14 protein-coding genes are annotated in these 15,619 nt (G+C 32.7%); 13 read left to right on the top strand and 1 reads right to left on the bottom strand.

The window, feature by feature from the left end; translation table 11 throughout:
• Position 1: 1 nt before the first annotated feature.
• From HFD15_RS04630 to HFD15_RS04570, 13 genes are all read left to right on the top strand, one after another.
• Positions 2–967: a glycosyltransferase family 2 protein gene (locus HFD15_RS04630; protein WP_058208241.1), complete on the top strand. Its 966-nt coding sequence runs from the start codon at positions 2–4 to the stop codon at positions 965–967.
• Positions 957–2,723: a rhamnan synthesis F family protein gene (locus HFD15_RS04625; protein ID WP_058208242.1), complete on the top strand. Its 1,767-nt coding sequence runs from the start codon at positions 957–959 to the stop codon at positions 2,721–2,723. Before HFD15_RS04630 ends, HFD15_RS04625 begins: the two co-directional genes overlap by 11 nt.
• Positions 2,724–2,816: 93 nt before the next feature.
• On the top strand, positions 2,817–3,536 hold the full coding sequence (locus HFD15_RS04620) for a glycosyltransferase family 2 protein (RefSeq protein ID WP_032943221.1): 720 nt from the start codon (positions 2,817–2,819) through the stop codon (positions 3,534–3,536).
• Positions 3,536–3,901, top strand: a complete 366-nt coding sequence (locus tag HFD15_RS04615; RefSeq protein WP_025016592.1) for a DUF2304 domain-containing protein — start codon at positions 3,536–3,538, stop codon at positions 3,899–3,901. The genes HFD15_RS04620 and HFD15_RS04615 overlap by 1 nt, the downstream gene beginning before the upstream one ends.
• Positions 3,885–4,826, top strand: a complete 942-nt coding sequence (locus HFD15_RS04610) for an NAD-dependent epimerase/dehydratase family protein (RefSeq protein ID WP_025016591.1) — start codon at positions 3,885–3,887, stop codon at positions 4,824–4,826. Before HFD15_RS04615 ends, HFD15_RS04610 begins: the two co-directional genes overlap by 17 nt.
• Positions 4,826–6,253, top strand: coding sequence for a lipopolysaccharide biosynthesis protein (locus HFD15_RS04605; protein ID WP_025016590.1), 1,428 nt, complete (start codon positions 4,826–4,828; stop codon positions 6,251–6,253). The genes HFD15_RS04610 and HFD15_RS04605 overlap by 1 nt, the downstream gene beginning before the upstream one ends.
• Positions 6,250–7,389, top strand: coding sequence for a glycosyltransferase family 4 protein (locus tag HFD15_RS04600; RefSeq protein WP_044009729.1), 1,140 nt, complete (start codon positions 6,250–6,252; stop codon positions 7,387–7,389). The genes HFD15_RS04605 and HFD15_RS04600 overlap by 4 nt, the downstream gene beginning before the upstream one ends.
• The gene (locus tag HFD15_RS04595) at positions 7,389–8,234 is read left to right on the top strand and encodes a phosphorylcholine transferase LicD (protein ID WP_058208243.1); all 846 of its coding nucleotides are present in this window, start codon (positions 7,389–7,391) and stop codon (positions 8,232–8,234) included. Before HFD15_RS04600 ends, HFD15_RS04595 begins: the two co-directional genes overlap by 1 nt.
• A complete protein-coding gene (locus HFD15_RS04590) occupies positions 8,218–9,345 on the top strand; it encodes a glycosyltransferase family 1 protein (protein WP_174231350.1) in 1,128 nt (375 codons plus the stop codon). The genes HFD15_RS04595 and HFD15_RS04590 overlap by 17 nt, the downstream gene beginning before the upstream one ends.
• A gap of 1 nt (position 9,346) precedes the next feature.
• Complete coding sequence (locus HFD15_RS04585) at positions 9,347–10,246, top strand: glycosyltransferase family 2 protein (protein ID WP_058208244.1); 900 nt, start codon at positions 9,347–9,349, stop codon at positions 10,244–10,246.
• 33 nt (positions 10,247–10,279) lie between these two features.
• A complete protein-coding gene (gene tagD / locus HFD15_RS04580; RefSeq protein WP_032943240.1) occupies positions 10,280–10,690 on the top strand; it encodes a glycerol-3-phosphate cytidylyltransferase in 411 nt (136 codons plus the stop codon).
• A 109-nt stretch (positions 10,691–10,799) separates the two neighbouring features.
• Positions 10,800–12,443 carry a surface protein gene (locus tag HFD15_RS04575; protein WP_238785285.1) on the top strand — a complete coding sequence of 548 codons (1,644 nt, stop codon included), beginning with the start codon at positions 10,800–10,802 and terminating at the stop codon, positions 12,441–12,443.
• Between the two features lie 8 nt (positions 12,444–12,451).
• The gene (locus tag HFD15_RS04570) at positions 12,452–13,831 is read left to right on the top strand and encodes a DUF2142 domain-containing protein (protein ID WP_044009727.1); all 1,380 of its coding nucleotides are present in this window, start codon (positions 12,452–12,454) and stop codon (positions 13,829–13,831) included.
• A gap of 67 nt (positions 13,832–13,898) precedes the next feature.
• Here the strand turns inward: HFD15_RS04570 and HFD15_RS04565 are convergent, their stop codons facing one another.
• Entirely contained in the window at positions 13,899–15,269 is a 1,371-nt protein-coding gene (locus HFD15_RS04565; RefSeq protein WP_167593303.1) for a GH25 family lysozyme, read from the bottom strand.
• Between the last annotated feature and the right edge of the window lie 350 nt (positions 15,270–15,619).

Raw genomic sequence — 15,619 nt, 5'->3', positions numbered from 1 at the left:
TATGGATAAAAAAGTATCAGTCGTAGTGACATGTTATAATCATGAAAAATACATTGAGGAATGCTTGCGCAGTATCTTTGGGCAAACTCATCAAGAAATAGAACTCTTAATTTTTAATGATGGTTCAACAGATGCTTCTGGAGAGGTAATTTCAGAAGTGTTGCAAGATTCTCCGTTTACAGAAACACATTATTTTTCAGAAAAAAATAGAGGTTTGGCCTACGTCCGAAATGATGCTTTGAGTAAAATGACTGGCGATTTTCTGTTGTTCGTAGATAGTGATAACTTTTTAAATGATGATCATATCGAAAAATTACTGACAGAATTGTCAGTAACAAATTCAGACATTGCTTATTGTCAACTTTGGGATTTTAATGCCCAAAGAGACGTTTTACGTCCAGACTTAGAATACAGCTTTGAAAAAGAAATTGTTGGGAATTTAATTGATGCCTCATCACTTGTCAGGACTTCTAAGATTGTTGATGCAAAATTTGATGAATCTTTGAATAACCAAACTCTTGAAGATTACGACTTTTGGCTTAATTTAATTATAAACAATGAAGCAAAACCAGTTTATGTCTCCACTACAAAGTTAAATTATAGAGTATTAAATGAGTCCTTAAGTAAGCGCGGCAATTGGGAAAATTATTATAAATCCTATTTCTATATCATCAACAAATATATTCAAAAAATTCCAGCAGAATTGATAGAAGCCTTACAAAAAAATTTACTACTTTGGGTAGAAAACTACCAAAATCTAGTAATTGATAGTGAGCAAAAACTTGCTGACAAAGAACAAGAACTCATTAATCATAATACCCAAGAAGAGATAATGAGAAAAATCATAGCTGACAAAGATACTCATATTGCTAACCAAGAAAAAATGATTTCTGATATCACCAACTCCCTAGCTTATCGAATATTAAACAAACTTCTACACCCCTTAGGAAAGAAACATGAACAATAAATTATTACTATACGTACATTTTAACCGAAATAACGAATTAAGCGACCATGTTATATATCAACTAACCCATTTACGTCAGAATTTTAAAGAGATTTTCTTCATTTCAAATAGTCAGATGGATGAGAACGATTTATCAACATTAACAGGGCAAAATCTTATTGACGGTTTTATGCAACGTGAAAACAAGGGGTATGATTTTGTCGCTTGGTCAGACGCGATGAAGCATTATGGATTTGATAAATTGGCTTCGTATGATTCAGTTACTGTTATGAATGATACATGTTTTGGTCCTGTTTATGATTTTGAAGGAATTTTAGCAAAATTTGACAAAGATACAAGCGTTGACTTTTGGGGAATTACTAATAATCGAAGCCATAAGGTAAAACCTTGGGAAAATCGAGAAGCGATTGTATTACCAGACCATATTCAAAGCTATTTTGTCAACTATAAACAAAAAATTGTAAAGAGTGGAGCATTTGAAAATTTTTGGGCAAATATTGAAGTTTTAGATGATGTTGTAGAAGTTATCGTAAAATACGAAACAGCAATGACCAAGTATTTTGAAGATGCTGGATTTAAGTCAGGAGTTGTATTTGATACACGTAAAGAAGAGTGGGCAGGCATGCTTGTCCATGATTTTTCCGTATTCAATTTACCAGAATTGTTGAAAAGACACATTCCTTTCCTAAAAATAAAAGCTTTCAGCTATGGTGCAGAAAATATTTATACTCCTTTAGTGATTGAACGTTTAAAACAAGAAACTTCTTTTCCGGTTAAACTTATTGTTAATCACATGACAGAAGTAGATTATCCGGACCGTGAATACATGTTAGAAGAAAAAACACTGAAATTCACAAAAGAAGTAAGTTCGAAAACTAATTTGAAAATTGGTATTCACCTTCATGCATTTTATCTTGACCTAATTCCTGAATATCTTAATTATTTTGATAAATATGTTCAAAATTATGATTTATATATCACCACAGATACAGAAGAAAAGTATGAAGAAATTCTTAAAAATTATCCTCTTCCACAAATAAAAAAAGTTATCGTAACCGGTAATAAAGGAAGAGACGTTCTTCCGTGGATGCAAGTTTCAAAATTAATGACAGATTATGACCTTTGCGGACATTTTCACACTAAAAAATCAAAAGATAATGATTGGATTGTGGGAGAATCTTGGAGACGAGATATTGAATATTCTTTATTAGAACCTGCTCAAGCTATTTTTCATGAATTTGAAAAAAATCCAAAGCTTGGCTTAATGATTGCTGACGTTCCATCATTTTTTGAACATTTTTATGGGCCAACATACATCACCGAACGTGATATTTGGCCAGATATGCAAGAAATTTGGCAAAAAATAGACTTTGAAAATTTCAAAGAATTGAAGCAGAAAGATAGCTATGTAATGAGTTACGGCACAATGATTTGGTATCGTCCTCAAGCTTTGAATAACTTATTAAATGTTAATATTCAGGCTGACGTTCCAGAAGAGCCTTTACCATATAATAGTATTTTACATGCATTTGAACGCCTTCTTGTTTATGTTTCGTGGGCAAATGGCTATGATTTCCGTATTTCTCAAATACAAACAAATAATGGGTTTGTTGCGAACATTTCAGCAAATCGACTCTTACGTTCTGTAGAGACTGATTTAACACAGACAAAATTACGGGATCTGGTTAAAATGATTTTTAAAAAGATTAAAGTAATTATTGTATACCGTTTAGGACTTAATAAAAAAAATAAGTAATTTATGGTAAAATTTATATTAGAAAACTGTATAGAAAGTTGTACAGCGCAAATATTATGAGGAGAACTTGGCACTGTGTCCGAAGACAAGAAAATGAAAATTTTACTAATTATCCCGGCTTATAATGAGGGCGAAGGAATATTAGAAAATCTAAAAATTGTAGAGGACTATCAAGCCACTTGTCCTTATCAATTAGATTATGTAGTAATAAATGATGGATCCACTGACAACGAAGAAGAAATTTTGATGGCAAACAACATTAACCACGTTGAATTGATTCAAAATCTCGGAATAGGTGGAGCCGTACAAACAGGTTATCTTTATGCCCTACAAAATTCTTACGATATAGCCGTTCAATTTGATGGAGATGGTCAGCATGATATCCATTCTTTACCAAATCTGGTAGAGCCTATTTTGAATGATGAAGCTGATTTTACCGTTGGTTCTAGATTTTTAGACGAAAGCAATTCTGAATTTAAGTCTTCAAAATCACGTCAAATGGGTATAAAAATTCTATCATCTTTAATTTATATGTCTTCTAAAATAAAAATTAAAGATGTTACCAGCGGTTATCGAGCAGGAAATCGTAAAGTGATTGAGCAATTTGTTAAAAGATATCCAAGACAATATCCAGAACCTGAAAGCTACATGCACCTCTTTTCTAAAAATATTCGTGTAAAAGAAGTGGGAGTAAGGATGTTTGAGCGAACTACTGGAGTTTCAAGTATTAATATGCTTAAAGGCGTGAACTATATGGTTAGCGTATCTCTAGCAATTTTAGCAAGCTCTGTGTTAGGAAAGGAGAAACCATAATGCCGATACAACTTCGGATATTAGCCATCGTTCTTGCTGTGCTTTTCTTTGTCTATACCATAAGATTGGTTAGAAAAGATAAGGCAGAGGTAAGGCATATGTTGAAATGGCTTATCTTGGCTCTCATCATGTTGATCGGAGCTATATTTCCGGAAGTGGGAAGTAATATTGCCCACTTCTTCGGAATTGAAACTCTAACAGCACTTACTTTATTCATGTTGGTAGGTATTCTTCTAATTATTTCCTTAAAGTATCAAATGTCTTTAATATCAGCTGAAAAACAGATTAAGAATTTGATACAAGAGGTATCCTTGTTGAATAAGAAAATAAAAGAGCTGGAGAGAAAAAATGATAAAAAAGAATAATGTATTAATAACGGGTGGGGCAGGATTTATTGGCTCAAGTTTAGCCAATGTGTTATTACCTCAAAACAAAGTTACTGTTATTGACAATCTTTCAATGGGTGATTTTAAAAATCTGCACGAGTCAGCTAATCTGACGAAAATTTTAGGTGATGTTACGGATAAAAAACTTTTGACAAAAGTTTTTGAAGAAAATGATTTTGATTATATTTTTCACTTAGCGGCAATTGCCTCAGTAGCAGATTCAGTTGCTCGCCCTTATGAAACTCATCAAGTTAATTTTGACAGTACGATGATGATTTTAGAAATTTTACGTCAAAATAAAAAATCATTGAAACGATTTGTTTTCTCCTCAAGTGCTGCTGTTTATGGTGACGAACCTACGCTCCCTAAAACTGAAGAAAGTACAATTCGTCCTCTTACTCCCTATGCGATTGATAAATTTGCTTCTGAAAAAATGGCGATGATTTATTATAATTTATATGATATTCCTGCCAGTGCAACACGCTTTTTCAACGTTTATGGACCTAATCAAAACCCTAATTCTCCATATTCAGGTTTTATCTCCATTCTTGTTAATCGTTTACGAGAAAATACAGAATTAACCATTTTTGGAGATGGAGAACAATCTCGAGATTTTGTTTATATAGAAGATGTTATTCAAGCATTACTGTTAATAGCAACCTCTAATCAATCTTTGGGGGAAGTCTACAATGTTGGAACAGGAATCAAAAATACTATAAATGATTTGACGAAATTTGCTCAGAAATTTACAGATAAAGAATTATCAATAAAATATGATGCTGCACGTCAAGGAGATATAAAGGATTCATTATCAGATGTTTCAAAACTTGAAAGCATAGGATATAAACCTAACTTTGATTTAGCTGACGGAATGAAGAAGTATCTCAACTACGAGTTTAAATAATGAAAAACGAATTTAAAACAGGAATCTTTTTTACTGCAATTGCCCAGTATAGTACAGTTATTGTACAACTTATAATTAATATGATTCTTTCACGATTATTAACTCCTGAAGAAATTGGGATGGTTACTATCGTGCAAGTTATTATATTTTTCTTCCAACTTTTAGCCGGATCAGCAATTGGACCTGCTATCATCCAAAACAAAAATTTGAATGAAAAAGACTACGGAATAATTTTTAACTATTCTGTTATTTTTGGTATATTTTTGGTTCTTGCTTTTGGCTTTGGAGGGGGAATAATCCTTAGCACTATTTATAGTAATCCAATATATATCCCACTATGCTGGGCAATGACGCCTATTATTATGATGAGTTCTATGGTACAAGTTCCTAATGGAATTCTTGGTAAAGAAAAGCGATTCAAAGAAATAAGTATTCGTTTACTTTTATCAGGTATTTTGGGAGCGATTTTTGGTATTACGGCAGCTTTTCTACACGCTGGAGTTTATGCAATGGTTCTTGTCTATGTTGTCACTGACTTAACAAGTTTTCTATTGACCTTTAAAATTGTTAAGATAGATTATACTAGATCTCTAAATTTTAAACCAGTTAGAGAAATTTTACCTTTTGTTAAACATCAGACAGGATTCTCCGTTATCAATTATTTTTATCGAAATTTGGACAATTTATTAGTTGGGAAATTTCTTGGCACTACACTGCTAGGAAATTATTCAAAGAGTTATCAACTTTTATCTTTCCCAATTACAATTTTTTTGAATGTTATCAATCCAGTGATGCAACCTATTCTGGCTGAACATGAAAAAAATGTTGTATTAATTAGAGATACCTACCTCAAAGTTTGTCGCCTCCTTGCAATTGTTGCTATTCCAGTTTCAATTTTCTTTTCATTAAATGCGGGTCCTATTATTTATTTACTTTTTGGTAAGCAATGGAGTATGGCAATTCTCCCACTTTCTATACTAAGTTTAAGTATTTGTCCCCAAATGTTGTCACAGTCAATGTCTGCAATTTGGCAATCTCGTAACCTTACTAAAATTCAATCAGTAAGTGGTTTTATTTCTCTTGGAATCATCAGCTTATGTATTTTCATAGGGATTTTAGGTGGTAACTTAACTAGTGTTTCAATTGCCGTTTCAGGAGCATATTTCTTGAATTTTATTGTTTCTGGAAGTCTATTGATGAGACGTGCCTTAGATAGTAACTTTTTCCAACTTTTTAAAGTGATTATTAAACCACTATTTTTAGGAATCATTTTGAGTGTTATTGTCATTTTAACCAATCCATATATTAGTTTTTCAAATCTGTTTATCACTCTGTTACTGAGAGGGATTATTTGGCTAATTATTGTTGCACTATTTTTAGTCGTAACAGGAGAACTTAAGAAAATTAAGGAAATGGTAAAAAAATGAAGGAAAAAACAGTTGCAATTTTTAATGGTTATTATATTCCCCATCTTGGAGGAGTAGAACGTTATACTTATAATATCGCTAAGAAGTTGACTGAAAAGGGTTACCGTGTTATTATCATAACAACCCAACATGATGAAAACTTAACTAATGAAGAAATTCAAGAAGGAATAAAAATTTATCGCTTGCCCATAAAAAATCTTTGGAAAAATAGATATCCTTTTTTGAAAAAAAATCGAATTTATCACTCATTAATAGAAAAAATTGAAACAGAATCAATTGATTATTATGTTGCCAATACTCGCTTCCATATTCCAGCTATTCTTGGTGTTAAAATGGCAAAAGCAAAAGGAAAAGAAGCTATTGTAATTGAACATGGTTCGTCTTATTTGACATTAAATAATCCTATTTTAGACTTTATATTGAGAAAAATAGAACAATGGCTTATTGGAAGGGTGAAAAAAGATACAAGTTTATTCTATGGTGTTTCAAACGAAGCATCCGAGTGGTTAAAAACTTTTAATATAAAAGCTAAAGGGGTCTTATCTAATGCAGTTGCTGTTGATGAGTATCTTAATCAAAAAATCGAAAAAGATGAAAATAAGATTACTATATCCTATGCAGGTCGTCTGATTCCTCAAATGAAAGGTGTAGAAATACTCCTATCTACTTTTTCTAAACTCTCAAAAGAACGAAAAAATTTAGAATTAATTATTGCAGGGGATGGTCCACTTTTAAAAGAGGTTCAAAGAAATTATTCACAAGACAATATCAAGTTTTTGGGGTATGTTCCTTATGAGAAAGTATTAGAAATTGATGCAAAATCAGATGTGTTTGTACTCATGTCTCGTAGTGAAGGTTTTGCAACGGCGATGCTAGAAGCGGCGATGTTAGAGAATGTTATCGTAACAACTTCGACTGTTGGAGGGGCTAAAGATATTATGCCCGATGAAACTTATGGCTATATTATTGAAAATAATGAAACAGAATTATTTGAAACATTAACAAAAGTTTTAGATAATAAAGAGCAGATGAGATCAATGCAGAAGAAAATTTCTAAAAATGTGTTGGAAAATTTCACATGGGAGCAGTCTGCAAAACGGTTTATAAAAGTTTTTAACGAATTGGATGAAAAATAATGAAAGAACTTACTAACGAAGAACTTCGAGGAATACAATTAGAACAATTAAAATATATCGACAGTATTTGTCGAGAAAATGGAATTGAATACACACTTGCGGGTGGTTCTTTGATTGGGGCAATTCGTCATGGCGGCTACATTCCATGGGACGACGATATTGATATAGAGTTAACGCGCCCACATTATGAACATCTAATTAGTGTTTTAATGAACCAGCTACCAAATGAAAAATATGCGCTCTTACATTATAAAGTAAGGGAAACTTATCTCCCTTTTGCTAAACTTTATGATACTCGGACGAGTTTTACAAGTAAAATTGATAACTTAAATCGAGGGACTGGTGTCTTTTTAGATATCTTTCCAATGGATATTTTACCTGACAATGAAGAAGAAAGACAACTCTTTAAAAAAGAGTTTTTGAAAAAGGCAATTCAACTAACGGCTTCCAATCCTCATGGCTTAGATTTTGCAAGTTCAAGTAAAAAAATATATTTTTGGGGTAAACTTGTTTTATGGATGCCTCAACACATTCGTTTCTATGGAAAATATCGAATTTTGGCTGAAAAATTGGATAAATTCATGCAAAAATATCGTAATAGCGATAACCAATTAATTAGCTATCTTTATACTGGCTATAAAAAAGCTATTTTCCCTAAAGACATTTGGGAAGAATACGAAGATGTTAAGTTTGAGGGGTTAATCGCTCGAAAACTTAAAAATCATGAAGCGTATTTAACTCGTCAATATGGGGACTACATGAAACTCCCACCAGAGAATGAACGAGTGAATCATGATTATTACAAATGGTATTGGAAAGGGGACGAAAATGGAGGAACCAATTAGGATTCTGCATGTTATTGGGAAAATGGACCGCGCTGGTGCTGAAACAATGATTATGAATCTTTATAGAACGATTAATCGTTCAAAAATCCAGTTTGACTTCATGGTTCACAGCTCGGAAAAAGGAGACTATGACGACGAAATACTCGCCTTAGGTGGAAAAATTTATCATGTACCTTATTTTAATGTCGCAAACTACTTTGACTATACCAAAAAGTGGAAAGAGTTTTTTAAAAGTCATTCAGAACACAAAATTGTTCATGGGCATATCGGTAGCAGTGCCGCGATTTATTTAAAGATAGCTAAAAAATTTGGAAAGTATACCATTGCACATTCCCACGCATTAAACAGTACGATATTTAGCGAGAGAATAAAATATGGTATCGTTTCTTATCCTACAAGACATATTGCGGACTACTTTTTGGCCTGTTCGTTGCTAGCAGGTCAGGACAGATTTGGGGAGAAGGTTGTCAAAGGAAATCGTTTTTCTGTTTTGAAAAATGCAATTCAATCTGATAATTTTTCTTATTCAGATGAAGTAAAAGAAAAAAAGTTACAAGAATTAGGATTGAAAGATAAGTTTGTAATTGGTCATATAGGAAGACTAGCACTCGCGAAAAATCACACCTTTTTATTAGATGTTTTTAAAGAAGTTGCTTATAAAAAAAACAACGCTGTTTTAGTTCTTGTTGGTATTGGTCCCCTGGAAGACAAAATAAAACAAAAAGTGAAAGATTTAAAAATTGAGGATAAAGTCATTTTCTTAGGTTTGAGAAAAGATATTCCAGAGTTACTGCAAGCAATGGATATATTTGTTTTTCCATCTTTATATGAAGGCTTAGGAGTGGTGGTTGTAGAAGCTCAGGCAACTGGAATTAATTGCATTATTTCTGATACGGTACCTGATGAGGTTGATATTCATGCTGACTTGCTACAAAGTCTCCCCTTGACTAAACCAGCAAGTTATTGGGCAAAGAAAATATTAGAAACTAGAATTAATAATCGTTATTCAAGACAATCAGAAGTAATTGAAAGTGGCTACGATATAAAGGCTACTGTCAACTGGCTCCAAGATTTTTATTTAGAGCAAGAAATAGATAGGATAAGGAACTAAAATGAAATACACAAAGGATTATACTTTATCTATTTTAACCCCTACATACAATAGAGCGTATACGTTAGACAATCTATATAGAAGTTTGATTGGACAATTAGATAAAGATTTAACCTGGGTTGTAGTGGATGATGGAAGTACAGATAATACTGAAGAACTCATTTCAGAATATATAAGACAAAATCTAATTAAAATAGAGTATATCAAACAAGAAAATTCAGGAAAACATATTGCTATTAATTCTGGAGTGAATATTATTGCAACAGATTTGACTATGATTGTTGATAGTGATGACGTTTTAACAGTAGATGCGGTTAAATCAATAAAAGAATATTGGAAAAAAGCTGACAAAAATAACTGTGTAGGAGTAACTTTTCTTCGGGGTTATTCAGAGACTGAAGTTATTGGAAAAAAATTTCCTAAAAATGAAATGATTGACAATGCAAATAAAGTAAGATATAACTTAGGAATAAGTGGTGATAAAGCAGAAGTTGTCCGTACTGACATGTTAAAGAAATACCCTTTTCCCAAATTTAATGGTGAAAAGTTTTTGAGTGAAGGGATTTTGTGGAAACAGCTTGGTTCTGGTACCAGGACACTATTCATAAATGAGATTATTTATATTACAGAGTATCTATCAGATGGTTTGACAAACTCTGGAAGAAAATTATTAATAAAAAATCCTCTTGGAGCAGGGTTAAATGCTAAACTGGCAATGACTAAGGAGTTCTCATTCAAAATGAGGCTACAAAATACTCTTCTTTATACAGCTTATGGATTTTTTGCAAAAAAAAAGCTATCTGAAATTGTACATGAGAGTGGACAATCAGGGTTAGTAATAACTAATCTTTTATTTGGTTGGCTGATTTATCGTTATTGGAAAAACAAGTATAAATTATAGGAGAGAGTTTTGAAAGAAAAAGAAAAAATTGTAATGGTCGCTGGTACCTTTGATATTTTGCATGAAAGTCACATTAATTTATTAAAAAATGCACGTAATCTTGGAGATCGTCTGATTGTTATGTTGTCTACAGATGAGTTCAATTGGAGTGAAAAACAAAAAGTTTCTTACCAAGAGTATGATACAAGAAAATATATCTTGGAGGCTATAAGATATGTTGACTTGGTAGTTCCAGAGCAATCTTGGGAAGATAAAGCACTTTATATTGATATGTTTGATGTAGATGTTTTTGCGATGGGAGATGATTGGAGAGGAAAATTCGATGTCTTAAAAGAACAATTTCCTAATCTCAAAACAATGTATTTTCCAAGAGGTAAGACATCTTCATCAAAAATAAAGGAAGATCTTTGGAAATTATATCAAGAAAAGCAAAATATAAAATGAAAATTTTCGATAGGGGAATAATATAATGATCGAAAGCACTCGAAAAGTTTTCAAAGGTAAAGATTTTAAACTAACTTTCCTTTTTTTTATTGCTAGTTTTATTCTGATTTTGGGAGCAGTAACTCCAATTAACGTATCGGCTAAACAATCAGAAGATGTATTGACTAAAATATTGGTAAAAAATAATGGGGTACCAGTTATCAACACTTCGTACAATGCCTTGAATGTCGAAATGGCATTAAAGGAAATAGAGAGTGGAGAATTTTCACAGCAATTTCTTGAAAGTAGCACATGGAAAGATTTTTTACAAAATGCTCCAACATGGATGAATGTTGAAGATAATGTTATCATTTTTGAAAATGGACTAAAATTTGGTTTAAATATTAAAAATAATGAAGTAGATGCCAAAAGAATTATTACTAGTATTTTAGTTTCTAATGGTCAAGCAGTGATTGACGAATTAAACAAGGATATGGAAGGAAACAAAGTATCACCTATTCCTTTCTACCAACCAGGAAAAATAACAAACAAATTTACCAATCAAAGTGGAATAGCTGAAACTTTTTTAAGCCCAGGGCTAACAGCAATACTAGATGCTAATTTGAACTATGTTAAGCTGGTTGAAATTAACTCCAATCCTCAAAAGTTAAGTATTGATTTAGGAAACACAAGCAAAAATCTAAAGTTTAGCTTGGAAGGAAATTATTCTACCCAAAAGACAAATTTTGAAAGTTATGTTATTTCTTTGAATCAGGGTATTGAATATCATTTACTTATCAATAAGAAACTTGCTCAATCTACCAATACAGTTAATATAACCATTCCAGCAAATTCTCAATTGGAGATAGATTCTGTAGTAACTGATAATTTAAGTGCAATTTTAAATACTAATAAGGTGGCTTTTAATCCGTCTCCTTCTAATAATTCTCAACCTATGGTTGTTGCAACAATTGGATTCGATAAAAATTTAACAAGTGATATTATAGTGGTAATAAAAGCTCATATGAATATGGGATTGATTTCGAACTTTTCACTTCCACCATTAAATCTAGGTATGACTGCTGTTACTAGTCAAATGGGAAGTGGAGTAGATACTGCAACCACGCCTAAGCTGGTCACTTCAGGAATAAATTTTGCGATGGTCAATGGAAAAACTGATAGTTTGGCCAGTGGTGCAGAGTATCTGTTGACTCGTGAAGACAAAGGGAAAAAAGAAGTTTATCTACAAGACAATAGTTGGGGAGAGGTAGAGAATATAGAGAGTGATGGGCCAATAAATGGTAAAGTAATCACGGGAGGACAGAGATATATTATTGGATTTGGGGAAACTGACATTCCTCTTGATCTGAATCGCTTTAACTTTAACGCAAAAAGAAGTGAAGAGATTAATCATTCTCTGATTCAACTTTACGGTTTAAGCAAAGGATACAATTATTCTTTGTATCAAATAACTGAGGCTAAGGGATTTACAATAAAAGATAAAGTTCATGATTTTAAAATTGATTATGAAAATTTCGTTTCTCCAAATGGTACTTTTTTGGTGAAGAGTTCAATATCTAATGCGAGTGCTCCGATTCCATCATTGAATAGTTTAATCCCAGATTTTTCTTCTGGACTAAATGAATATAATGCCTTACTTGTCAGTGATTCTCCTATGAAAAAAGGAACTTTACTTAGAAATATTCTCATTGCTTCTTTCATTGCTATTTGTGTTATCTTATTAACAATTATTTTAGTTATTAAGTTTGTGTGAGGAGAATAATGAAAAAAAGAATAAATAAAAAAATCGATAAAAAAGAAATTTTAGAAAATAAAATTCATAAAATTTACTTTGTTTTAGCGGTGGTGATTGGAATTATTCTCTCCGTTGGTATGCCTTTATTTAGTGAACCAGATGGTCAGTGGCATTATTCGGTAAGTACAAATATGGTACATCTAAGTAATGACCTCTCAGCTTATGGAGAGCCTGTTGGGACAGGGTTGAATGTTCAAAAATCGGCTTATCAACGAGGAAATCATTTTGAACAGTATTTTGAAAATAAAATTGTCAAAATGCCCATTCAAAATATTCCTCGAACAAATAGTATTCCCCCAGTATTGAGTTCTAATTTTTTAGGTCACTTGATACCAGCAATAGGTGTGTGGATAGGATACCATATCTACCCTTCTGCTGGGGTAATGATCGTTGTAGGACGTTTATTTTCAAGTATAATTTCAAGTTTTATAATTTGTTTAATTATTAAAAAAATCCAAAAAGGTAAATTGGTTGTTTTTGCTTTATCTTTGACTCCAGTTATTGCTGGGACATTGGCAAGTCTAACTTATGATACGTTTTCATATCTACTTGCTCTGCTTGTTTTTTTAATTACTACAAATTTACTTGTAACGAAGCAGATTACATGGAAGAGGATAGCCTCTATTGGGATTGTTTCTGTTTTGATAGTGCTTGGGGCAAAAACTAATGTAAAATTACTATTACTACTTTTTCCTTTGGTATTATTTATTTTAGTATTTGAAAAATTTAAAGATAAAAGAAAAATTCATTTTGAATTTAGGGGTAGGAAATTATGGATTTTTTCCATGGTTATCTTAGGGTTTATAATTATTGCTATGGGAATTATTTTTACGATAAAACCTAGCTTGATTTTTTCAATTTATCGTATTATTATTAATTTTTCAGTAAATTTGTCCCCAAGTCTTTCAATGAATAATATATTCTTAGGGTTACTTGCGTCACCTTATCCAAGTTATAATTATATGCCTTATTGGGTTGCTGGAGCTTGGTATGTTATTATTTTACTGTCAATGCTCGTTGATAAGTACCCTATTTCTAAATGGGTTGGGTTAGGAGCAATAGCTATCTTCTTTATTAATTTTCTAGGAGTTTATCATGGCTTTTTGACATTTCAGGGAGGTGGATATGCTCCAGCGCCTCGTAGTGTAATAATGGGTTCAATTTATGGGCAACAGGGACGTTATTTTACTCCTTTCCTTCTGGTACTAGCCTTGGCTTTAGCGAGTTCAAAGATACGATTACAGGTCGTTTCTGGACAAGCAGTACTCTGGCTCTCGGCTATGCTGGCCATAGTTTCTAATATTATTTTGCTATTTGCGACCTTGTTTGGAATCTATTATCTATAGTCGGCATGGTATATAAAATATCAATAAAATATAAAAAAACTAAGAAAATTTTCTTAGTTTTTTTATTTTAATTAACTTTCCACGCGACTGCACCATACTTCCAACCAAGTCTGAGGAGGTTGTCTTGTTCATAGGAATTTGTGGTGTAGTTGTGTGATCCTGAAGAAGCATTTGGGTTGTAGGCAACATAGAGATTTTTGGAACCATTTGAGTAAAAAGCTGCTCCTCCATTATTGTCCCAACGCCAACCTTTGCTAACGAGTTGCTGTGCTTCATATTTGCTCATGGTGTAATAATGGTCTCCACCTTTTGCATTAGGATTATAAACTCGATAAACGGGTGAACCAGTTGAGGAAGAAAGCCAACCGATTCCTTCGTAACGCCAACCAACATTTTGAAGATTAGTTTTTTCGGCAAAATTTAATGTATAAAAATGTTCACCTGTGTTGGCATTGTAGAGACGATAGACATCTTGTAAGTTTTGTGAAGGAGCACCGAAGATATTATTATAGTCAATTGAAGTATCTAAGTCATTATTTAAAAGATTTGCTGTTCCACCTTTGAAACGCATTTCGCTGGTATACTGCCAAGCGCCGTAAGCGGAGTTTATTGTATTTGAGTTTTTCCACATTGCAGCATAAGTACTGGGTGTCCCGGGTGGATATTGTGCTACCCACATGTTCTTAGCTCCAAGAGTTGAAGTATTTATAACACCGGACGTTATCCAACTTTGGCTAGTATAGTAACGAATATTATGGAAACCATGGCTAGCCATGGTATTTTTAAAAACGATTGAAACGTTTGTCCAATTATAAGCGGTAGAGGGAGCTTCAGCGTCTTCAATCATAACAGTATTACTAGAGAGACCAAGTGTTTTTGCAGTCTTAGCGTAGTATGCGGCTTCGTACTGGATACGTGTTGGATCACTTACGAAGTGATAAGTGGCGATAGTCAACCCAGCCGTTTTAGCCATATTAATTTGACTTTTAGCGTAAGGATTAGTGTAATTTTCTCCTTCTGTTAATTTTACAACGATTGTCTTAACACCAGCCGATCTTAGAGCATAAAAATCGGCTTGATTCATCCAATTTTGGTAGCTGGAAATATCAACGGCATCACGCCTAGGTAGAGAGCTTGTGTTAGAATTTAGCATGGGAGCAGCAGTCGAGAGCATACGGACATGAATAGCTGAAGAAGGTAAAGTTTGGGTAGGGGTTACAGTATTTTCAGACTCATCCTCCTCTGGAGTTGCTGGAGCAACCTGTGTTTGTGGTGCAGGAAGGTTCTTTTGGGCGAGGAGGGCCTCTTGCTCTTGTTTGATGTAGTAGCCCATTGGATGGTCATCTTGACTAACATTATCTTCAGCAAATACTGGTTTGGCGATTAATAGCCCTGACAATAGAATTAGGGGAATAATGTGGGATTTTTTCAGTTTCATTTCTAAATTTTCAGCTTTCCTTTATGTGGATGAAAAATAAATGGTTTCATATAATATTTTACAATGAGGACAACAAAGCTTTGTTGCGTTTTAGTAAAAAATAACTAACATTTTAATGAAAATGTTTTCTTTGGGTTTTAGATGTAATTTTAAACAGTATTTTTTTACCCTGTATAATATATGTTACCATATTTAAGGCGAGTTTATGAAATAATAAGGTAATTATGAGTTTAAATTTTGCATATTTTTTATTTAATCTGTTTTCTACTGTTGAAATGCTTTGGGAATAGTGGTAGAATAGTAAAAATAAAAAATTGGCGAATGCCATAGAAATATAGCTATATTGCTTA

This window comes from Lactococcus sp. EKM203L, assembly GCF_011800585.1.
GTDB classification, from domain to species: domain Bacteria; phylum Bacillota; class Bacilli; order Lactobacillales; family Streptococcaceae; genus Lactococcus; species Lactococcus lactis.
The sequence above is the reverse complement of the archived record's forward strand: the minus strand, read 5'-3'. Positions and strand labels throughout refer to the sequence as shown.